The organism is Streptomyces sp. NPDC058469 (assembly GCF_042721125.1).
Taxonomy (GTDB): Bacteria; Actinomycetota; Actinomycetes; order Streptomycetales; family Streptomycetaceae; genus Streptomyces.
Genome location: NZ_JBHXME010000141.1, coordinates 1 through 20,919 on the forward strand (window position 1 = coordinate 1; position 20,919 = coordinate 20,919).

Genomic DNA, 20,919 nt, shown 5'->3' on the forward strand with positions numbered 1-20,919 from the left:
CGTCGGGGTCCTGATGGCCCCGGTGATCCCCTTCCTGAGCGACGACCCGGCCCAACTGCGCGCCACCGTAAGGGCGATAGCGGCCTCCGGGGCCAGCTCGGTGACTCCCCTGGTGCTGCATCTGCGGCCCGGTGCCCGCGAGTGGTTCATGGCCTGGCTCGGGCAGCATCACCCGCACCTGGTGCGCCGCTACGAGCGGCTGTACGCGGAGGGCGCGTACGCCCCGAAGTGGTACCAGCGCCGGATCACCCGTCAGGTCCACGACCTGGCACAGGAGTACGGCATCGGTCCCGCGCGCGCTGGGATGCCGCGCCGGATCCCCGAGCCGCCGGACCCGGCGGATGAGCCGGTGTCCGAGCCGACGCAGCTCACGCTGATCTGAGAGGGCGTTGGCTCGGGGGGCGTCCATCTGTCGGTCGACACCGCGCTTCAGGTCGCGGGGGTCCTAGTTGATACGGGCGTACAGAAACGCCACTGTGCGGGCGGGGCAAGGTTGGGCGGGGGCAAGGTTGGCGGTCACATTTGCTGTGTTACCCGGTCAGCTTTGGTGTTCCCGGGCGGCGTGGGCAACACCCGCAAGGACCCCGAGGCGTTCGCCAGCCTGATCCGTGAGGTCGCGACGAAGATCTTCGACGCGCTCCCGTACGAGACCTGGGTCTACCCGGGACACGGCAACGACACGACGCTGGGCGCGGAGCGCCCGCACCTGCCGGAGTGGCACGCGCGCGGGTGGTGAGGATCGGCCGGAGTGCTGAGTGTCCGGCGTGAACCGGTGCGTGCGCGCCCCGTGTGATTCGTTCGCACGCGCCGGTGTCCCACGCGCGCTCCCAACGCACCTGGTTGCGCGGTCAACTGGAAGCAGCCCCGCTCAGGACGACGGCTCCTGCGCGGATGGGCCGCCGGTCCATCGTTCCCCGCCCTCGACCGGCGGCCCCGGCGAGCGGGGCGGAATCGGCACCTCACAGCCGCTGTTCACAAGGGCGCAACACGTGTTCCCACTATGCGGACATTCGGGGCTGTGACCTGGACAATCAGGACGTCCGACTGTCACTCTCCCGCCATGCACCTTGCCCCTCGCGTATTGCGCCGCGCGATATCCGCCGCAACCGTAGCCCTGCTCGCCACCGCCGTCGGCTGTGCTCCGCAGCCGGAGGACAAGGCCTCCGACCAGGCCTCCGGTTCGACCGCGACCACCTGCGCCAAGGGCAAGTTGGCCACCCAGACCTCCGGCAAGCTGACGATCGCGACGGACGAACCGGCGTACGAGCCGTGGTTCGAGGACGACAAGCCCGCCAACGGCAAGGGCTTCGAGTCGGCGGTCGCGTACGCCGTGGCGAAGCAGCTCGGCTACGACAAGAGCGCCGTCGTCTGGCAGAGCGTCCCCTTCAACAAGGCCTTCGCGCCCGGCGTGAAGACCTTCGACTTCGACATCAACCAGGTGTCGATCAGCACCGAGCGCAAGAAGGCCGTCGACTTCTCGTCCGGCTACTACGACGTGCGTCAGGCCGTCATCGCGCTCAAGGGCAGCAAGGCCGCCAAGGCGACGAGCATCGCGGACCTGAAAGGCCTCAAGCTCGGCGCCCAGGTCGGCACCACCAGCCTGAACTACCTCACCGACGTGGTGAAGCCGACGCAGCAGGTGGCCGCGTACTCCAAGAACGACCAGGCCATCTCCTCGCTCAAGAACGGCCAGGTCGACGCGATCGTCACCGACCTGCCGACCGCGTTCTACGTCACCTCGGCCGAGGTGACCAACGCCAAGATCGTCGGCCAGTTCGAGAACCAGGGCGGCACACCCGAGCAGTTCGGGCTCGTCCTCGACAAGGGCAGCGACCTGACGTCGTGCGTGACGTCGGCCGTGGACGCGCTCCGCAAGGACGGCACGCTGGCCGCGCTGGAGAAGCAGTGGCTCTCCGACGCCGTCGACGCACCGGTCCTCAAGTGACCGTGGTGAAGGACGACTCCGGCCGGGAGGCCGCGGACGACAAGGGCGACATGCCCGGCGGGGGCGACGCGTACGTCCCCTCGCAGCGGCGTCTGGACCGCGAGCGGCACAAGCGCACGCGTGCCCGTCGCGCGACCGCGATCGCCGCGGTGTCGACGCTGGTCACGGCCGTCGTCCTGTACCTGGTCGTGGTCAGCGCGCCGGGCTGGCAGCGCACCAAGGAGACCTTCTTCGACGGGCAGTACGCGCGCGAGGCGTTCCCCAAGGTCCTCGAAGGGCTCTGGCTGAACGTCCGGCTGCTGCTGATCTGCGGCGTGCTGGTACTCGTGCTGGGCATGCTGATCGCCATCGCGCGCACCCTGCGCGGGCCGGTGTTCTTCCCCCTGCGGGTGCTGGCGGCCGCGTACACGGACTTCTTCCGCGGGCTGCCGCTGATCATCAACCTGATGATCGTGGTCTTCGGAGTGCCCGCTCTGCGTCTCCAGGGCGTGACGGTCGACCCCGTAGTGCTCGGTGGTACGGCGCTGACGCTCACGTACTCGGCGTACGTAGCCGAGGTGTTCCGCGCCGGCATCGAGTCCGTGCACCCCTCGCAGCGCGCCGCGGCCCGCTCGCTGGGCCTGAGCAACCGGCAGGCGCTGCGGCACGTGGTGCTCCCCCAGGCCGTACGCCGGCAGGTGCCGCCCTTGTTGAACGATCTCGTGTCCCTCCAGAAGGACACCGGGCTCGTGTCGATCGGCGGCGCGATCGACGCCGTACGGGCGTCCGACATCATCGCGCAGCGCGCCCTGAACTACACGCCGTACATCGTCGCGGGGCTCGTCTTCGTGGCGCTGACCATCCCGATGACCCGCTTCACGGACTGGGTGACCGCGCGGATGGACCGGCAGCGCGCCCAGGGAGGCACGACATGAGCACCGCCGACATCTCCACCGCCTCACCCGTGCTGCGCATGGAGTCCGTCCGCAAGACCTTCGGTACATCGGTCGTCCTGCGGGACGTCGACCTGGAGGTCCCTCAGCACACGGTGACCGCGCTGATCGGCGCCTCCGGTTCCGGCAAGTCGACGCTGCTGCGGTGCGCGAACCTCCTGGAGGACATCGACGACGGCGCGATCTGGCTGGACGGCGAGGAGATCACCGACCCGGGCGTCGACCCGGACGCGATACGGCGCCGTATCGGCGTGGTCTTCCAGGCGTACAACCTGTTCCCGCACATGACGGTCCTGGAGAACATCACCCTCGCCCCGCGCCGGGTGCACGGCGTGTCCCGCGCGGAGGCCGAGGCACACGCGCGTGAGCTGCTGGAGCGGCTCGGGCTCGGGGACAAGGCGGGCGCCTACCCGGACCGGCTGAGCGGTGGTCAGCAGCAGCGGGTGGCGATCGTGCGCGCCCTGGCCGTACGTCCCCGGCTGCTGCTCTTCGACGAGATCACCGCCGCGCTCGACCCCGAGCTGGTCGGTGAAGTGCTCGCCGTTGTCCGGGACTTGAAGGGCGAGGGCATGACCATGGTGCTGGCCACCCACGAGATGGGCTTCGCCCGGGACGTCGCCGACCAGGTGTGCTTCCTGGACGGAGGCGTGGTCCTGGAGCGCGGCACAGCCCAGCAGATCTTCGGCGACCCGCAGCAGGAGCGCACGCGGCGCTTCCTGCGACGGATCGTGGAGGCGGGCCGTCTGTGACCGGCCGTCTGTAACGGTCGGTCTGTAAGGGGCGTACGCCAGGAGTCCGGTGCTTACCCCTACGCCTACGCGTCGGCCTTCCCCGCGCCCGCCAGCGCGGCGACGCGCTCCACTCCGAACACGTACCCCTGCACACCGCACCCCGCGATGACACCGTCGGCGCGCAGCGAGACGTACGAGTGGTGCCGGAACGACTCGCGCTGGTGGATGTTGGAGATGTGGACCTCCACCACCGGTAGGCCGTCACAGGTGTTGAGGGCATCCAGGATCGCGACCGAGGTGTGCGAGTAGGCGGCCGGGTTGATCACGATGCCGCAGTGGTTCAGCCGTGCCTCGTGGATCCAGTCGACCAGTTCGCCCTCGTGGTTGGACTGCCGGAAGTCCACCGTGCCGCCGTGCGCGGTCGCCGCCTTGACGCACAGGGCCTCGACGTCGGCGAGCGTGTCGGAGCCGTAGATCTCCGGCTGGCGCTGGCCGAGGAGGTTCAGGTTGGGGCCGTTGAGGATCATGATCGGGGCGTTGGCCAGGGTGCGGGGCACGGTTCCTCCGGTCCGTTCGGACATGTCGTTCGAGGCGGGGCCGCCGGTCGACGGCCACTGCTCGGACCCGGTCTATCACGACCCCTCCGCACCACCGCGCGCCCCCGTAACCGTTGCTCACTGTGGGTAGTTGACGCGGCATGCACGATGTACGCACCGTAAGGCCCCCTTCCATGCTGCGGCTCGCGGCCGCCTCGCTCGCCGGAACCGCGATCGAGTTCTACGACTTCTTCGTCTACGGCACGGCGGCGGCCCTGGTTCTCGGCCCCCTGTTCTTCCCGACACTCTCGCCGGTGGCGGGGACGCTGGCCGCCTTCGGGACGTTCGGCGTGGGCTTCGTGGCACGACCGCTGGGCTCGATCCTGTTCGGGCACTTCGGGGACCGGCGCGGACGACGGCCGGTCCTCGTCGCCTCGCTGCTGCTGACCGGTGCCTCGACGGTCGCGGTCGGCTGCGTACCGTCGTACGGCTCGATCGGGGTGGCCGCTCCCGTGCTCCTTCTGGGCTTGCGTTTTCTGCAGGGGCTGGGGCTCGGCGGGGAGTGGGGCGGGGCAGTGCTGCTGACCGCCGAACACGCGCCGGCCGGGCGGCGCGGGCTGTGGTCGAGCTTTCCGCAGATCGGGCCCGCGGTGGGGTTCCTGCTGGCCAACGGCGTGATGCTGGCGCTGTCGGCGACCCTGACGGACGCGCAGTTCGCGCAGTGGGGCTGGCGGGTGCCGTTCTGGGTGGCCGGGGTTCTGGCCCTGGGCGGGCTGTGGTTGCGTTCGTCACTCGCCGAGAGCCCCCGGTTCCTCGAACTCGACGACCACGCGCGTGTGCCGCTCGCCGAAGTGGTGCGCGAGCACTGGCGGCTGGTGCTGCTGACCGCCGGGGCGCTGTCGGTGGGGTACGCCGTCTTCTACGCGGTGACCACTTGGTCCCTCGCCTACGGCACGGAGCGGCTCGGGGTCAGCCGTACCGTCATGCTGGCCTGCATCATGGCCGCCGTGGTGGTGAAGGGGTCGCTCACCCCGCTGGTGGCGCTGCTGAGCGACCGCTACGGGCGCCGTCCCCTGTGTCTGCTGGGGTGCACCGCCGCCGCGCTGTGGATGTTCCCGATGGTCGCGCTGCTCGCCACGGGTGCGCCGCTGCTGATGTTCCTCGGGTTCCTCGGGGCGCTGCTCGCGTTCGTGACGATGTTCGCCGTGCTCGGCGCGTATCTGCCGGAGCTGTACGAACCGCGGGTGCGCTGCACGGGCGCCGCCGTGGGCTACAACCTCGGCGGGGTCCTCGGCGGCGCGCTCACCCCGATCGTGGCGACGGCGCTCGCGGAGCACAGCGGACGTGTCCCCTGGGGCGTGGGCGCCTATCTGACGGGGGTCGCGCTGTTCAGCCTGGGCTGCTTCGCGCTGCTGCCGGAGACCCGGCCGGTGGAGATGGTGGCCGCGGAGCCGGTCACCGGGTGAGGGCTTGCGCGACAGGGGACTAAAGCAGCGGCAGAGGACGTAAAGGCTTGCGCAAGCGCTTACGTGCCGTCCGGACCGCCTCGCGCTACGGATTGATCGCCAGCTCCAAGTAGGCCGCGAACAGCACGAGATGGACTCCGCCCTGGAGCGGTGTCGCCCGTCCCGGCACCACCGTCAGCGAACTCACCACCACCGTCAGGGCGAGCAGCACCATGTGCGTGGAGCCGAGGCCGAGGACGAGCGGGCCGGAGAGCCACACCGACGCGAGGGCTACGGCGGGGATGGTGAGGCCGATGCTGGCCATCGCCGAGCCGAGCGCGAGGTTGAGGCTGGTCTGCACCCGGTCGCGGCGGGCGGAGCGCAGGGCGGCGATGGTCTCGGGGAGCAGCACGAGCAGCGCGATGATCACGCCGACGACGGCGTGGTGCAGCCCGGCGGCCTCGACGCCGGACTCGATGGTCGGCGAGACGCCCTTGGCCAGTCCGACCACGCCGATCAGGGCGAGCCCCAGCAGACCCAGGCTGATCAGGGCGGTGCGGGCGGACGGCGCGTCCGCGTGGTGGTCCTTGGTGATCGCCTCGCCCTGCCGGGAGACCGGCAGGAAGTAGTCGCGGTGCCGCACGGTCTGCGTGGCCACGAAGAGGCCGTACAGGGCGAGTGAGGAGAGCGCGGCGAAGGTGAGCTGGGCGCCGGAGAACTCCGGGCCGGGCTTGCTGGTGGTGAAGGTCGGCAGGACCAGGCTGAGCGTGGCCAGGGTCGCCACGGTGGCGAGGGCGGCGCCGGTGCCCTCGGGGTTGAAGACCGCCGTGCCGTGACGCAGCGAGGCGACGATGAGGACCAGGCCGACGATGCCGTTGCAGGTGATCATGACGGCCGCGAAGACGGTGTCCCTGGCGAGGGTCGAGCTCTTGTCGCCGCCGTCGGCCATCAGGGTCACGATCAGGGCGACCTCGATGATCGTGACGGCGACGGCGAGGACCAGGGAGCCGAAGGGTTCTCCGACCCTGTGGGCGATCACCTCGGCGTGATGCACTGCGGCCAGCACGGCGCCGGCGAGTACCACGGTCACCAGGGCGACGACCACGGCGGGCAGATCCTTCCGCCCCCAGGTGAAGACCAGGAGGACGGCCGCGAGCACCGGTACGAGGGTCGTCCACTGGGTGGTGAGCGACCGGAGCCGAGTGATCATGAAGCGATCCTCGCAGAGGCGTACGGGCCCCGCACTCCGGCGCTGCGGGGCCCGTCCCGCGCTACTTGAACTCGGTCATGTCCAGTACGTCGCAGTCGGTGAAGGACGGCGGCCTGGTACACAACGCGGCCATCTGCTCCGCGAACTTGCCGGTCTCGGGGTCGCTGCTGTTGCGCATGGCGTCCTCGTACGAGTCGAACTCGATCACGACGAGGACGTGGCCGGGCTTGTTCCGGTCCCGCAGGACGAGGCGGTGCGTCGGCCCGCCGGCACGACCGGCGATCCGCTTGTCCGCCTCCTCGGCCACCGCTCGCATCTCGTCGAAGCGATCGGTCTCGAAGTCGACGATCTGCACGAATTTCATCGATGCGTCCATGGATGCCTCCACCCGGCCGTGACGCTCCCGGGGCGGGGGCGCTCGGTATCCAACGAAGCACCGGGAGCGGCGGTCGGCAATTCATCGTGCGATGCTCCCGGTGATCGTTGTTCCTACGTCCGACGTGGTCAGGCGTCGATGCTGTCCTTCGGAGCGCCTTCGGTCCCCGTCCGCGCCGCCTCGGCTGCCGCCTGCTTCTTGTTGGCCATCAGGCTGGTGATCGTGGTGACGATCAGGACCGCGCAGATCACGCCCAGCGAGACCGGGATGCTGATCTCCGGGACATGGACGCCGGACTCGTGCAGCGCGTGCAGCACCAGCTTGACGCCGATGAAGCCGAGGATGACCGACAGGCCGTAGCTGAGGTGGACCAGCTTCTTCAGCAGGCCGCCGATGAGGAAGTACAGCTGGCGCAGTCCCATCAACGCGAAGGCGTTGGCCGTGAACACGATGTACGGGTCCTGGGTCAGGCCGAAGATCGCGGGGATGGAGTCGAGCGCGAACAGCACGTCCGTCGTACCGATGGCGAGCATCACGACCAGCATCGGGGTCATGACCCGCTTGCCGTTCTCCCGGATCCACAGCTTGGTGCCGTGGTACCGGTCGGCCACGCCGAAGCGGCGCTCGGCGGCCTTGAGCAGCTTGTTCTCCTCGAACTCCTCTTCTTCCTCGTCGGCGCGAGCCTCCTGGATGAGCTTCCAGGCGGTCCAGATGAGGAAGGCGCCGAAGATGTAGAAGACCCACGCGAAGCTGGCGAGGATGGCCGCGCCGGCCGCGATGAAGATGGCCCGCAGGACCAGGGCTATGAGCACGCCGACGAGCAGCACCCGCTGCTGGTACTGCGAGGGCACGGCGAACTTCGCCATGATCAGGACGAAGACGAAGAGGTTGTCGACGCTCAGCGACTTCTCGGTGATGAAGCCGGCGAAGAACTCGCCGCCGGCCTGGCCGTCCCCGAAGAGGAGCAGGCCCAGTCCGAAGAGTCCGGCGAGGGCGATCCAGACGATCGTCCAGATTCCGGCTTCCTTGATCGACACGTCATGCGGCTTGCGGCCGATGAAGAAGTCGACCGCGATGAGGGCTGCCAGCCCCACGATGGTCAGGACCCACAGGGTCACGGAAACATCCACTGTTACGCCTCCGGCGGTATTAACGGCAAATGGTCAGCGTCGTCGCTACCGGAGGTCTCTTCCACCTTGGACGGGCGCCCAGGGCCGACGCCCCGGGATCTGGCCTGATCCGTATTGACGGGTACGCCGCAGCAGATAGGGAGTACTCCCCTCCGTACGGAAAAGCCTACCCCAACCACCAAGGAAAGGTAAAGCTATTGCCAAGGAAAGGATAAAAGTGCAGGTGAGGACATTTTACCTGGGCTTGGTGCGAGCCGTCGCGACCTCCGTCAGCACCTGCCACAGCACCTGGCTGCCCGACGGCACGAGCGAGGGCTCGTACGTCCAGGCGTGTCCGACCCAGGGGTCGGCGAGGTGGTCGTCGGGCAGCGGGGTGAGTCGCATCAGCGAACGCCAGAGGGGGTCGAGCAACGGGCCGTAGCCCGCGGCGTCCTCGCGGTCCGCGACCATCATCAGGTGGACGCCGACGGTCGGGCCCTCGTCGGCGAGATAGCGCAGCTGGGTCACGGCCCGGTCGTCGAAACCGTGCGGGAAGTCGTTGACGATCAGCAGTTGCTCGGCCGTGTCGAGGCCGGGCGGCAGCGAGTCGGCGGCGCCGCCGCGCACCGCCATCTGCACCAGGTCCACCCGCTGGGTGAGCCGGGTCAGGACGTCCGCCACACCGGCGGCGCCCACGGCGGGCGGCGCCGCGAGCACACCGGTGTGCACCAGCGGGACCAGCGCCTGCGCCGCCGAGCCGGCCGGGTCGATGACGTGCACGGCGAACTCGCCCGCCGGATAGACGGCGAGCAGCCGGGCCGCGTGCGCCACGGCCGTGTCCAGCGCGAGGCGCCGCAGCTCGTGGGAGTCGGTGAACGAGCCGTCCAGAGACTCCGCGTTGCCGCTGTCGATCCACAGGCCGCGCTCCAACGGCAGCCGGACCAGCATCGGGACGCGCAGCTCGGGGCTCTCCGGGAGGTGGAGATCGCCGAGGCGCACGGCCATCGGGATCTCCATCGGGACGCGATAGCCGTGCCAGACCGGGTTGTCCCAGCCGGCGAACGCGGGCGGGAGCGCGGGTTCGACCACCTCGGACTCGGCGGCCAGCTGGGCGAGGTCCCGGTCGAGCGCCGCCCGTGCCTGATCGACGAGTTGGGCGTGCTTGGCCTGGGCCGCCTCGCGGGCCGCGTCGCCCTGACCGCCGATCCGGCTGCGCGGGTCGGACAGGGCCTGGTCGAGCTCCTGCTCCATGCGCGAGTCGGCGAAGTCGACCGCGCTGCGGTACGCGGCCATCGTGCGGGCCAGGTCCTCGAACATGCCCCACACCTGGTTGTACAGCCGCTCCTCCATCGACCACCCGGTCGCGTCCCCGGCGACGGGCCGCGCGGGCTCTCCGGGCGGAGCCGGCGCCGCGGTCGGCGCGGGCGACGGGGGCGCCCCGGCATGCCGCCGCGGGTGGCTGTAGTCGACCGGCCCCCCGGTGGCGGGGGCAGCGGGCTGGGTGGTCGCGGAGGGATCCGCGGGCGCGGCGCCGCCGGGGTATCCGGACTGCGGCGCTACGGCCCCCGGGGTCCCCTGCGCCCCGTACGGAGACGTCGGCTGCGGCGCTACGGCTCCGGGGGCGCCCTGTGTCGTAGGGCCGCTCCCCTCGGGGCCGAGGGCCGGTGTGGCCGTCTGGCGGGTGCGGTCGGCGTCCGTGGTGCGCGGCGGGGGTACCGCCACGGAGCGGGCGAGGCCGTGGGCCACCGCTTCGTTGATGCTGCCCGCGAGGTGGGGGGCTTGGGGCAGGCCCTGGTCGGTGAGGAGTTCGGCGAGGCCGCCCGCGTAGCCCTGGCCGACGGCGCGTACTTTCCAGGCGCCCTGCCTGCGGTACAACTCCAGGGCCACGACGGCTGATTCGGCGTCCAGGCCGGTGATCGTGTAGCTGGCGACCTCGGTGCCGTCGAGGCCGGTGACCGCGACGAAGGGCGCGGCCACGGCGCCGAAGCGGGCGGGGCCGTCGCCGCCGAGGGGCAGGGCGAGCAGCACGCTGACACGGTGCACGGCCTCCGGAATGGCGCCCAGGTCCACCGCGAGGCGGTGGTCGGCGGCGGCCTGCTTGGAGACCTCCAGGCCGGGCAGGGTGGGTGTGCCCGGGTGGGCCACCCACTCGACGCCGTGGATCCTGCCCTGCTCGTCGCCGAGCGTGGCGACGGCCACGACCGGCTTGCCGGCCGCGACCCGGATCTCCAGGCGCACCTGGGAGAGCGGGTGGTTCTGCCCTCGCACCAGCTCGGCTGCCATCGCTCTCGTCCCCCTGCTCAGCCGTGTCGTGTCGTGTGCGCCGGGCCGTCCTACAGGTGCGGCAGGATCGCCGGCATCAGGTCCTGGAAGGTACGGCCGTTGGTCGGCGTACCGAGGGCCGTCAGCGTCCAGCCAGAGCCGGTGCGGTGCACCTTCGCCATGATCTGGGCCGTGTACTGGCCGCCGCCCGCCAGCGTGTAGCGGGCCAGCTCCTGGCCGTTGGTCTCGTCGACCAGGCGGCAGAACGCGTTCTGCACTTCCTGGAAGGTCTGGCCGGTGAAGGAGTTCACGGTGAAGACGATCTGGTCGATGTGGACCGGCACGCGCGCGAGGTCGACGAGGATCGCCTCGTCGTCCCCGCCCTGGCCGACACCGCCGACGAGGTTGTCACCGGTGTGGCGCACGGAGCCGTCGTCGCTCACCAGGTGACGGAAGAACACCACGTCGACCGGCTGCTTGTCGGCGAACAGCACGGCGGACGCGTCGAGGTCGATCTCCCGGGTGCGCGAGCCGAACAGGCCGCGCCGGGGTGCCGCCTGCCAGCCGAGACCCATACGGACCGCGGTCAGGCTGGCCCCGTCGTTCTTCTGCAGACTGATGGCCTGACCCTTGGTCATGTTGACGGTCACGACTGCTCCCCTCTCGAACTGTCCCCTGTTGCCGCGGAATCCGCGGATGTCCAGAACCCTACGCAGCGCCACTGACAGTGCCGAACCCCGCATCGGACTTTGTGTCGGTCTTGCAACACAGAGCGCATACCCCGAGGTCCGGCGGTCCACCCGGCCGGTCAGGCCAGGCCTCCCTCCTTCATCTGACGCAGTTCCTTCTTCATCTCGTGGACCTCGTCGCGCAGCCGGGCCGCGACCTCGAACTGCAGGTCCGCGGCGGCGGCACGCATGCGTGCCGTCATCTCCTCGATCTGCTCGGCGAGTTCGGCCGCGGGACGGTCGGTCGGCACCGTGTCCTTGGCCTTGCCCTTGGCGGACCTGGCGCTCTTCGCGGCCTTGCCGCCGAGCGCGGGCACGGGGGCCTTGGCGCCCTTGCCGTCCTTGGACTTGCGGTAGCCCGAGCCGAGCAGCTGCTCCGTGTCGACGTCCTCGCGGGCGATCTGCGCGACGATGTCGTTGATCTTCTTGCGGAGCGGCTGGGGGTCGATGCCGCGCTCCGTGTTGTACGCGACCTGCTTCTCCCGGCGGCGGTTGGTCTCCTCGATGGCCTTCTCCATCGCCGGGGTGATCCTGTCGGCGTACATGTGGACCTGACCGGAGACGTTGCGCGCCGCGCGGCCGATGGTCTGGATCAGGGATGTGCCGGAGCGCAGGAAGCCCTCCTTGTCGGCGTCCAGGATGGCCACCAGGGACACCTCGGGCAGGTCGAGGCCCTCCCGGAGGAGGTTGATGCCGACCAGGACGTCGAACTCGCCGGAGCGCAGCTCGCGCAGCAGCTCGATGCGGCGCAGGGTGTCGACGTCGCTGTGCAGGTAGCGGACCTGGATGCCGAGTTCCAGGAAGTAGTCCGTGAGGTCCTCGGCCATCTTCTTGGTGAGCGTGGTGACCAGGACCCGCTCGTCCTTCTCGGTGCGCTTGCGGATCTCGTGCACCAGGTCGTCGATCTGGCCCTCGGTGGGCTTGACGACGACCTCGGGGTCGATGAGGCCGGTGGGGCGGATGATCTGCTCCACGGCGCCGTCCGCGCGCGACAGCTCGTACTTGCCGGGGGTCGCCGACAGGTAGACCGTCTGCCCGATGCGCTTCTGGAACTCCTCCCACTTCAGGGGGCGGTTGTCCAGGGCGGAGGGCAGCCGGAAGCCGTGGTCGACGAGGGTGCGCTTGCGGGAGGCGTCGCCCTCGTACATGGCGCCGATCTGCGGGACCGTGTTGTGCGACTCGTCGATGACGAGCAGGAAGTCTTCCGGGAAGTAGTCGATCAGGGTGTTCGGCGCGGAGCCGGGCTCGCGGCCGTCGAAGTGCATCGAGTAGTTCTCGACGCCGGAGCAGGAGCCGATCTGGCGGAGCATCTCCAGGTCGTACGTAGTCCGCATCCTCAGGCGCTGGGCCTCCAGGAGCTTGCCCTGCTTCTCCATCTCGGCCAGCCGCTCGGCGAGTTCCTTCTCGATGTCGTTGACGGCCCGCTCCATGCGCTCGGGGCCGGCGATGTAGTGGGAGGCCGGGAAGACGTAGAGGTGCTCGTCCTCGCTGATGATCTCGCCGGTGAGCGGGTGGAGGGTGGAGAGTGCCTCGATCTCGTCACCGAACATCTCGATGCGGACGGCCAGCTCTTCGTAGACCGGGAAGATCTCGATGGTGTCGCCGCGGACGCGGAAGGTGCCGCGGCTGAAGGCCACGTCGTTGCGCGTGTACTGGATGTCCACGAAGCGGCGCAGCAGCTGGTCGCGGTCGATCTCGTCGCCGACCTTGAGGGGGACCATGCGGTCCACGTACTCCTGCGGGGTACCGAGGCCGTAGATGCAGGAGACGGAGGCGACCACGATGACGTCACGGCGGGTGAGCAGCGAGTTGGTCGCGGAGTGGCGCAGGCGCTCGACCTCCTCGTTGACCGAGGAGTCCTTCTCGATGTAGGTGTCCGACTGCGGGACGTAGGCCTCGGGCTGGTAGTAGTCGTAGTACGAGACGAAGTACTCGACGGCGTTGTTCGGCAGGAGCTCGCGGAACTCGTTGGCCAGCTGGGCGGCCAGGGTCTTGTTCGGCGCCATCACGAGGGTGGGGCGCTGGAGCTTCTCGATCATCCACGCGGTGGTGGCGGACTTGCCGGTGCCGGTCGCGCCCAGCAGGACGACGTCCTTCTCACCTGCCTCGACGCGTCGGGCCAGCTCGGCGATGGCCGCCGGCTGGTCGCCGCTGGGCTGGTAGGAGCTGACGACCTCGAAGGGCGCCACCGTACGTTCGATGTGGGAAACGGGCCGCATGGAACCAACCGTACGACCCACCACTGACAACGGGGTCGGATCAGCGGTTCTGCGGGGTGCGGGAGCGGCGGTGTCCGAGGTCGCGGGCGGCACGGACGGGTGCGCGCCGGGGGTGCGGGACGACGGCGCCGGCCGGGACGCCGGGCTTGTGCTCGACAGGGGTCCGGGCGGGCTTCCCCATGACCATCAGCGGGTCGAACATCACGACGACGCCGGCCAGGACGAGGAAGGCGATGGGGCCGATCATCATGGGCGCGAGCAGGGACGCGGCCGACACTCCGTCGGTCGTCGGGGCCGTGCCGTGGACGTGGACGCTGAGGGCGGCCATGCCGGTGTAGTGCATGCCGACGACGGCGAGCCCCATGACGAGGCTCGCGCCCACGCTCCACAGGAACCCGCGGACCTGCCCGGCGGCCCAGAGGGCGCTGATCGCGGCCACGACCGCTATGACGACGGACGCGGAGACGGTGAGCGTGTTGTATTCGAGCTTTCCGTTGAGGCGCATGCCGGCCATGCCCAGGTAGTGCATCGAGGCGATGCCCAGGCCGGTGAGGGTGCCGCCGGTGAAGAGCGCCGTACCCCTGGCTCCCTTGTAGCCGACGATGAAGATCCCGACGCCCACCATGACGATGGCGACGGCGAGGCTCGCGAAGGTCATCGGTTTGTCGTAGTGGACCGGTGTCTGGCGGACCGAGAAACCCATCATCGCGATGAAGTGCATCGTCCATATGCCGGAACCGATCGCCGCCGATCCGAGGGCGAGCCATCCGGGGCGCCAGGACCGGGCCACGAGCATCGATCTGGTGGTGCAGCGCAGGCCGAGGGCGCCACCGAGGCAGGCCATGAGGTAGGCCACCATCGGTGTGACGAGTCCGTAGCTGAATCCGTCGACCGTGCCCTGCATGCGCAGTTACCCTTCCGCCCTGTTCTGTCCCGTAACCCCTGAAACACGCCCAGCCCCAGGACCGCGGGAACGGTCAGGGTCGACGCAGAGAGTATGACCCCCACCGGAATGGTCGAACGATTTTCCGGCAAAGAAACACGGCCCTGCCCCAGTTGTGCGGCACCGGTGAGCGGACTTGGGCAACTCCATTCATTCTGTGTCCATCCTGTACCCGACGGGTAGTGACGTTCCGCTGTCACTCTTGAGCTGTATGTGATCGCTCGATGCGAGGAGTACGCATGCACCTGCGCGCAGTTGCCGCCTCGACCACCGCGCTCCTGGGGGCCGCCGCCCTTCTGCTCCCCTCCCCCGCCGCCCGGGCCGGCGACGCCACCCAGTGGCCCACCGTCGTGGCCCACCGGGGCGCGTCCTCCTATGCGCCCGAAAACACCCTGGCCTCCATCGACAGGGCGGCCCTGCTCGGCTTCCAGTGGGTCGAGAACGACGTCCAGCGCACCAAGGACGGCGAACTCGTCGTCATCCACGACGACAGCCTGAAGCGCACCACCGACGTCCAGAAGGTGTTCCCCCATCGAGCCCCCTGGAAGGTGAAGGACTTCACCGCCGCCGAGATCGCGCGCCTCGACGCGGGAAGCTGGTTCGGCCCCGCGTTCACAGGCACGCGCGTGCCCACGCTCACGCAGTACATGCGCGAGGTGGAGCACAACCATCAGAGCCTCCTCCTGGAGATCAAGAACCCGGAGCTCTACCCCGGCATCGAGCAGCAGACCCTCAAGCTCCTGGGCAACGAGGGGTGGCTGGACCAGGGGCACCTCGACGACCGGCTGATCGTGCAGAGCTTCAGTGCGGACAGCATCCGCATCGTGCACGACCTCAAGCCCGGCATCAGGACCGGCTTCCTCGGCACGCCCCCCGTGTCCGCCCTGAACGAGTACGCCGCCTTCACCGACCTGATCAATCCGTCGTACGGTTCGATCTCCCTCGGCTACGTCTCCGCCGTGCACGGGCACACGGGCCCGCACGGCCGTCCGATGGAGGTGTACGCCTGGACGGTCGACGACGCGCCCACGGCGTGGAAGGTCGCCGGGTACGGCGTGGACGGGCTGATCACGAACAAGCCGGACGTGGTGCGGTCCGCGTTGTACGGGTTCTGAGGCCGCTCGCGGGGCGTTGTCAGTGCCGGGTCGTACGGTGGGCGCATGGACAGCCATGGGCAGAACGAGCAGCGGGTCGTATGGACCGTCGTCGGCACCGACATCGGTCCGCTGCTGCTGGCCGCGACACAGGACGGCCTGGTCAACGTCGTGTTCCACGCCACGGACGCGGTGCGCGACAAGACCCTCGACCGACTGGCGACCCGGCTGGGCACCGAGCCGGTCGAGGCGCCCGACTCCCCCTTGCTGGCCGAGGCGATAGGCCAGATCGAGGCCTACTTCGCCGGTGATCGGCGCGACTTCGAGCTGCCGCTCGACTGGTCCCTGATCTCCGGCTTCAACCGGCAGGTGCTGCGCGAGCTGGCGTCCGGCGTGCGGTACGGCTCGGTCGTCGGGTACGGCGATCTGGCCGGGCGGGTCGGGCAGCCGGGCGCGGCCCAGGCGGTCGGGGTGGCGATGGGGTCCAATCCGCTGCCGGTCGTGGTGCCGTGCCATCGGGTCGTCGAGAGCGACGGCGGCATCGGAGGGTTCGGGGGCGGTCTGGAGACGAAGAGGAAGCTGCTGGCGCTGGAGGGGGTGCTGCCCGAGCCGTTGTTCTGAGGGCTCGGGCGGACAGGCGACCAGGGGGGACGCTGTGCTGGTGAGGACCGGCTTCACGTGCGCGTGCGGCGACGGCACTACCGGGTGCGCGCCGTGACCGCAGTCGAAGGGCGGGACGCGGTGCCCGTCGCGGCCGACCGGCTGCCCGCCCTGCGGCGCCGGGTGTCCGGGGTGCTGATCACGACCCAGATCCTGGGCGGGCTCGGCGTCGCCACCGGGATCGCGCTGGCCGCCGTACTGGCCAAGCAGGTCAGCGGGACCGAGTCGCTGTCCGGGCTGGCGCCCACGGCGACCGTGGCGGGGACGGCGGTGCTGTCGATGCCGTTCGCGGCGCTGATGACGGCGCGTGGCCGGCGTCCGGGGCTGGTCCTCGGGTATCTGGTCGGGGCGCTGGGAGCCGGGGTCGTGGTGCTCGCGGCGAGCATCGGGAGCTTTCCGCTGCTGCTGTGCGGCATGGCCGGGTTCGGGGCGGCCTCGTCGGCGAATCTGCAGTCCCGGTTCGCCGCCGCCGATCTGGCCGAGCCGGAGCAGCGGGCCCGGGCCATCTCCCATGTCGTGTGGGCGACGACCATAGGGGCGGTCCTCGGTCCGAACATCGCCGCGCCCGCGGGCCGTAGCGTCTCCGGGATCGGGATACCCGCGGCGGCGGGTCCCTTTCTGTGGGCGGGTGCGATCTTCCTGGTCGCCGCGGTCGTGGTCGCCGTCATGCTGCGGCCCGATCCGTTGTTGACGGCCCGGGCGCTCGCGCCGGCCGAGGACAGCTCGCCCGCCGCGCGGTCGCTGCGGGCCGGGTTCGCGGCGGTGGCGGCCTCGCCGCGGGCGCGGCTGGCGCTGGTGACGGTGGCCGTGTCGCACACGGCGATGGTGTCGGTGATGGCGATGACCCCGGTCGAGCTGGGCCACCACGGGGCGAGCATCGATCTGATCGGGTTGGTGATCAGCGGGCACATCGCGGGGATGTACGCGTTCTCGCCGCTGATGGGCCAGTTGTCCGACCGGGTCGGGCGGCTGTCCGGGACAGGGCTCGCGGTGGGGCTGCTGGCCTGTGCGGCGTTCCTCGCCGGTACGGCGGGCGGGAGCCATGGGCGGATCGCCCTGGGACTTTTCGTGCTGGGCCTGGGCTGGTCGGCGGGGCTCGTCTCCGGTTCGGCGCTGCTCACGGACTCGGTGCCGCAGCCCGCGCGTGCCGCCGCGCAGGGCCTGTCCGACCTCACCATGAACACCTCGGCGGGCATCGGCGGAGCGGTGGCCGGGCTGGTGGTGGCGCAGGCGAGTTACGGCTGGCTGAACCTCACCGCCGCCTGCCTGCTGATACCCCTGGCCGCGCTGGCCTTGTTCACCCGCTCCCGGAAGATCCCGGTTTCCGATGGCCCGCGAAGGGTGGCCGGGAGGCCGAGCCGGTAGCAGACTCCGCCATGCGCACAGCCACTGGCATCCGGGGGATCGGAGCCGAAGGGACGGCGAACTCGCATGAGTGGAAGCGGAAACAGGGCAGTCGCGTATCTCAAGCCGGGAGCGGTCGAGGTCAGGACCATCGACTACCCGACGCTTGAACTGCAGGACGGGCCGGGAGTCGCACCCGCCAACGTCGGCCGCAAGGTCCGGCACGGGGTGATCCTGAAGGTGCTCGCCAGCAATATCTGTGGCAGCGACCAGCACATGGTGCGCGGTCGGACGACCGCACCCGAGGGGCTGGTCCTCGGACACGAGATCACCGGAGAGGTCGTCGAACGGGGGCCTGACGTCGAGTTCATCGACGTGGGCGACATCGTCTCCGTACCGTTCAACATCGCCTGCGGGCGGTGCCGCAACTGCAAGGAACGCAAGACGGGCATCTGCCTGAACGTCAACCCGGCCCGTCCGGGGGCGGCTTACGGCTATGTCGACATGGGCGGCTGGGTCGGCGGCCAGGCCGAGTACGCCATGGTCCCGTACGCGGACTTCAACCTGCTGAGGTTCCCGGACCGGGACGAGGCACGCGAGAAGCTGCTCGATCTGACCATGCTCTCGGACATCTTCCCGACCGGTTTCCACGGCGCGGTCACCGCGGGCGCCGGGGTCGGGTCCACGGTGTACGTCGCCGGGGCGGGTCCGGTCGGTCTGGCGGCGGCAGCGTCCGCGCAGCTCCTGGGCGCCGCGGTCGTCATCGTCGGCGACCTGAACGCCGAACGCCTGGGCCAGGCAAGGAGTTTCGGCTGCGAGACCGTCGACGTCTCGCGCGGCGACATCGGGGAGCAGATCGCCGAGATCCTCGGCGAGCCCGAGGTGGACGCCGCGGTCGACGCGGTCGGCTTCGAGGCACGGGCGCACGGCCCGGACGCCCCGGAGGCGCCGGCGACCGTCCTCAACTCGCTGATGGGCATCACGCGCGCGGGCGGTGCGCTGGGCATCCCCGGGCTGTATGTCACCTCTGATCCCGGCGGGGTCGACGAGGACGCGAAGAGCGGCACCCTGAAGGTGCGGCTCGGCCTCGGCTGGGCGAAGAGCCATGGGTTCACGACCGGTCAGTGCCCGGTGATGACGTACCACCGGAGTCTGATGATGGCGATCCTGCACGGGCGCGTGCACATCGCCAAGGCCGTCAACGCGACCCCGATCGCGCTGGAGGACGCACCGCGCGGCTACGCCGAGTTCGACCAGGGCGCCAGCCGCAAGTACGTGCTCGATCCGCACGGGACGCTGGCGGGTGTGAGCCCGGTCTGACGCACGGAAAGTGGGGGCCACGCACGCGTGGCCCCCTTTTTCCACGTTGCCCGCTGGTGGTGTCTCCCACAGTCCGCGAGGGTTTGACAGGGCGCGACGCCCGCCAGGGATGAGGGAAGACCGAACGACAGGAGGCGCGTGGTGCTGGTGGTGTCCGAGGAAGTACGTGAGGCGATCGACGCGCGTCGACCCGTGGTGGCCCTGGAGTCGACGATCATCGCGCACGGGTTGCCGCGCCCGCGCAATCTGCAGGTGGCGCTGGAGCTGGAGGCGGCGGTACGGCAGGAGGGTGCCGTACCCGCGACGATCGCCGTGCTGGACGGGCGGCCCCATGTCGGCCTGGACAAGGAGCAGTTGGAGCGGGTCGCCAACGAGGACGGGATCCGCAAGCTGGGCCACCGCGACCTGCCGCTCGCGGTGGCGGCCGGGGCCAGCGGGGCGACCACGGTGTCGGCGACGGCGCTGCTGGCGGCGCGGGCGGGCATCCGGGTGTTCGCGACCGGCGGGCTCGGCGGGGTGCACCGGGAGTGGACGGTGACGCAGGACGAGTCCGCCGACCTGGGGCTGCTGGCGTCCACCCGGATCACGGTGGTGTGCGCGGGCGTGAAGTCGATCCTGGACGTACCGGCGACCCTGCAGCGCCTGGAGACGCTGGGCGTCGCGGTCGCCGGATACGGCACGGACCGCTTCCCCGGCTTCTACCTCTCCGACTCGGGGTATCCGGTGGACTGGACGCTGGAGACCCCCGAGCAGGTCGCGGCCGTGATGCGGGCGCAGGACGCGCTCGACGCCCCGGAGTCGTCGCTGATCGTCGCCAATCCGGTACCCGAGGACGAGCAGTTGGATCCCGAGCTGCACGCGCGTGTGCTCGCCGACGCGCTGCACGCGTGCGAGGCGGAGGGCGTCACCGGGCAGGCGGTCACGCCGTTCCTGCTCGGCTATCTGGTGGAGCACACCGACGGTGCCTCGCTGAGCGCCAACCTGGCGGCCGTGCGCGGCAACGTACGGCTGGCGGGGCGGATCGCGGCGGCCTGGGCCGAGGCGTGACGACGGGGCCGGGCGGCGCCCTCCTGGTCGTCGGGGACGTCGTCACGGACGTCGTCGCCCGGCACCGGGGGCCGCTCGCACCGGGTACCGACACCGCCGCCGCGATCCGCACCGTGCCGGGCGGCGCGGGCGCCAACGTGGCGTGCTGGGCGGCCCATTGGGGCTGCGCGGACGTACGGCTGCTCGGTCGCGTGGGTGCTGACTCGGCCGCGTGGCACGAGCGGGAACTGGTCGCCTCCGGGGTACGGCCCCGTCTCGTCGTCGATCCGGAGGCGGCGACCGGGACGGTGATCTGCCTGGTCGACACGGGGGCGGCGGCCGAGCGGACGTTCCTCACGGACAGCGGCGCGTCCCTGCGGCTCGACCCCGGAGACTGGTCGGACTCGTTGCTCGACGGCGTCGTACGGCTGCATCTGTCGGGCTATCTGCTGTTCTCCGAGCCGAGCCGGGCGCTGGTGGCCGTAGCGCTGGAGTCGGCACGCGCGCGTGGGGTGCCGGTGAGTCTGGATCCGGCGTCGGCGGGGTTCCTGGTGGAGCTGGGCGTGGACCGCTTCCTGGCGCTCGTCGAGGGGGTGGACGTCCTGCTGCCGAGCCGTGACGAGGCGTGCCTGCTCACGGGGTTGCCCGACCCGGCGGACGCGGCGGCCAAGCTGAGCCGCCATGTCCCCCTGGTGGTCACCAAACAGGGCGCCGAGGGAGCCCTGGTCGCCCACTCCGGCACGGTCCACACACGCGTACCGGCCGAGCCGGCCGTTCCCCAGGACACCACGGGCGCGGGGGACGCCTTCACGGGGGCGTTCCTCGCGACGCTGCTGGCGGGCGCCGATCCGGAGGACGCGGCGAGGGAGGGGTGCCGGGCGGGGGCGCGGGCGGTGGAACGGGTGGGGGGGCGGCCGCCGGGGCGGGCGTGATGGGCGGGGCGGGAGCAGCGGCTTACGTCAGGCCGGAGCACGGTCGACAGGCGGGCGTACGGGGTGTTCGCGACCGGGGGCTCGGCTGGGTGCACCGGGAGTGGACA

18 protein-coding genes and 2 pseudogenes are annotated in these 20,919 nt (G+C 70.5%); 12 read left to right on the forward strand and 8 right to left on the reverse strand.

Going from position 1 to position 20,919, the window contains the following annotated elements; all coding sequences use genetic code 11:
* The 5 genes and pseudogenes from ACFWP5_RS40085 to ACFWP5_RS40105 all read left to right on the forward strand — a co-directional run.
* Positions 1-382 (forward strand): annotated as a pseudogene (locus tag ACFWP5_RS40085) (radical SAM protein); the annotation flags it as partial.
* Positions 383-550: 168 nt separating this feature from the next.
* Positions 551-736, forward strand: a pseudogene (locus tag ACFWP5_RS40090) (MBL fold metallo-hydrolase); the annotation flags it as partial.
* A gap of 324 nt (positions 737-1,060) precedes the next feature.
* The gene (locus ACFWP5_RS40095) at positions 1,061-1,945 is read left to right on the forward strand and encodes an ABC transporter substrate-binding protein (RefSeq protein ID WP_384168622.1); all 885 of its coding nucleotides are present in this window, start codon (positions 1,061-1,063) and stop codon (positions 1,943-1,945) included.
* A complete protein-coding gene (locus ACFWP5_RS40100; protein WP_384168625.1) occupies positions 1,942-2,859 on the forward strand; it encodes an amino acid ABC transporter permease in 918 nt (305 codons plus the stop codon). Before ACFWP5_RS40095 ends, ACFWP5_RS40100 begins: the two co-directional genes overlap by 4 nt.
* Positions 2,856-3,626, forward strand: coding sequence for an amino acid ABC transporter ATP-binding protein (locus ACFWP5_RS40105; RefSeq protein WP_384168628.1), 771 nt, complete (start codon positions 2,856-2,858; stop codon positions 3,624-3,626). The genes ACFWP5_RS40100 and ACFWP5_RS40105 overlap by 4 nt, the downstream gene beginning before the upstream one ends.
* A 65-nt stretch (positions 3,627-3,691) precedes the next feature.
* Here the strand turns inward: ACFWP5_RS40105 and aroQ are convergent, their stop codons facing one another.
* Positions 3,692-4,165 carry a type II 3-dehydroquinate dehydratase gene (gene aroQ / locus ACFWP5_RS40110; protein WP_384168631.1) on the reverse strand — a complete coding sequence of 158 codons (474 nt, stop codon included), beginning with the start codon at positions 4,163-4,165 and terminating at the stop codon, positions 3,692-3,694.
* 173 nt (positions 4,166-4,338) lie between these two features.
* On the opposite strand from aroQ, the gene ACFWP5_RS40115 reads away from it, so the two are divergent.
* The gene (locus ACFWP5_RS40115) at positions 4,339-5,610 is read left to right on the forward strand and encodes an MFS transporter (RefSeq protein WP_384168634.1); all 1,272 of its coding nucleotides are present in this window, start codon (positions 4,339-4,341) and stop codon (positions 5,608-5,610) included.
* A gap of 85 nt (positions 5,611-5,695) precedes the next feature.
* Here the strand turns inward: ACFWP5_RS40115 and ACFWP5_RS40120 are convergent, their stop codons facing one another.
* The 7 genes from ACFWP5_RS40120 to ACFWP5_RS40150 form a co-directional block, all read right to left on the reverse strand.
* The gene (locus tag ACFWP5_RS40120; protein ID WP_384168637.1) at positions 5,696-6,799 is read right to left on the reverse strand and encodes a calcium:proton antiporter; all 1,104 of its coding nucleotides are present in this window, start codon (positions 6,797-6,799) and stop codon (positions 5,696-5,698) included.
* Positions 6,800-6,860: 61 nt separating this feature from the next.
* Entirely contained in the window at positions 6,861-7,175 is a 315-nt protein-coding gene (locus ACFWP5_RS40125) for a hypothetical protein (RefSeq protein ID WP_384168640.1), read from the reverse strand.
* A gap of 128 nt (positions 7,176-7,303) precedes the next feature.
* The gene (locus ACFWP5_RS40130; protein WP_384168643.1) at positions 7,304-8,305 is read right to left on the reverse strand and encodes a TerC family protein; all 1,002 of its coding nucleotides are present in this window, start codon (positions 8,303-8,305) and stop codon (positions 7,304-7,306) included.
* Positions 8,306-8,539: 234 nt separating this feature from the next.
* A complete protein-coding gene (locus ACFWP5_RS40135; protein WP_384168646.1) occupies positions 8,540-10,567 on the reverse strand; it encodes a TerD family protein in 2,028 nt (675 codons plus the stop codon).
* A gap of 50 nt (positions 10,568-10,617) precedes the next feature.
* Positions 10,618-11,196, reverse strand: coding sequence for a TerD family protein (locus ACFWP5_RS40140; RefSeq protein WP_363099088.1), 579 nt, complete (start codon positions 11,194-11,196; stop codon positions 10,618-10,620).
* A gap of 158 nt (positions 11,197-11,354) precedes the next feature.
* Positions 11,355-13,493: an excinuclease ABC subunit UvrB gene (gene uvrB, locus ACFWP5_RS40145; protein WP_384168649.1), complete on the reverse strand. Its 2,139-nt coding sequence runs from the start codon at positions 13,491-13,493 to the stop codon at positions 11,355-11,357.
* A gap of 40 nt (positions 13,494-13,533) precedes the next feature.
* A complete protein-coding gene (locus tag ACFWP5_RS40150) occupies positions 13,534-14,397 on the reverse strand; it encodes an MHYT domain-containing protein (protein ID WP_384168652.1) in 864 nt (287 codons plus the stop codon).
* A gap of 278 nt (positions 14,398-14,675) precedes the next feature.
* Between ACFWP5_RS40150 and ACFWP5_RS40155 the strand changes: the two genes are divergently transcribed.
* The 6 genes from ACFWP5_RS40155 to ACFWP5_RS40180 all read left to right on the forward strand — a co-directional run bounded on the left by ACFWP5_RS40155 (position 14,676) and on the right by ACFWP5_RS40180 (position 20,812).
* The gene (locus tag ACFWP5_RS40155) at positions 14,676-15,551 is read left to right on the forward strand and encodes a glycerophosphodiester phosphodiesterase (RefSeq protein ID WP_384168655.1); all 876 of its coding nucleotides are present in this window, start codon (positions 14,676-14,678) and stop codon (positions 15,549-15,551) included.
* Positions 15,552-15,596: 45 nt separating this feature from the next.
* On the forward strand, positions 15,597-16,151 hold the full coding sequence (locus ACFWP5_RS40160) for a methylated-DNA--[protein]-cysteine S-methyltransferase (RefSeq protein ID WP_384168658.1): 555 nt from the start codon (positions 15,597-15,599) through the stop codon (positions 16,149-16,151).
* Positions 16,152-16,244: 93 nt separating this feature from the next.
* On the forward strand, positions 16,245-17,555 hold the full coding sequence (locus ACFWP5_RS40165) for an MFS transporter (RefSeq protein ID WP_384168661.1): 1,311 nt from the start codon (positions 16,245-16,247) through the stop codon (positions 17,553-17,555).
* Between the two features lie 66 nt (positions 17,556-17,621).
* Complete coding sequence (gene fdhA / locus ACFWP5_RS40170) at positions 17,622-18,854, forward strand: formaldehyde dehydrogenase, glutathione-independent (RefSeq protein WP_384168664.1); 1,233 nt, start codon at positions 17,622-17,624, stop codon at positions 18,852-18,854.
* A gap of 138 nt (positions 18,855-18,992) precedes the next feature.
* The gene (locus ACFWP5_RS40175) at positions 18,993-19,901 is read left to right on the forward strand and encodes a pseudouridine-5'-phosphate glycosidase (protein WP_384168667.1); all 909 of its coding nucleotides are present in this window, start codon (positions 18,993-18,995) and stop codon (positions 19,899-19,901) included.
* Positions 19,898-20,812, forward strand: a complete 915-nt coding sequence (locus ACFWP5_RS40180; protein WP_384168670.1) for a carbohydrate kinase family protein — start codon at positions 19,898-19,900, stop codon at positions 20,810-20,812. The genes ACFWP5_RS40175 and ACFWP5_RS40180 overlap by 4 nt, the downstream gene beginning before the upstream one ends.
* The last annotated feature ends 107 nt before the right edge of the window (positions 20,813-20,919 follow it).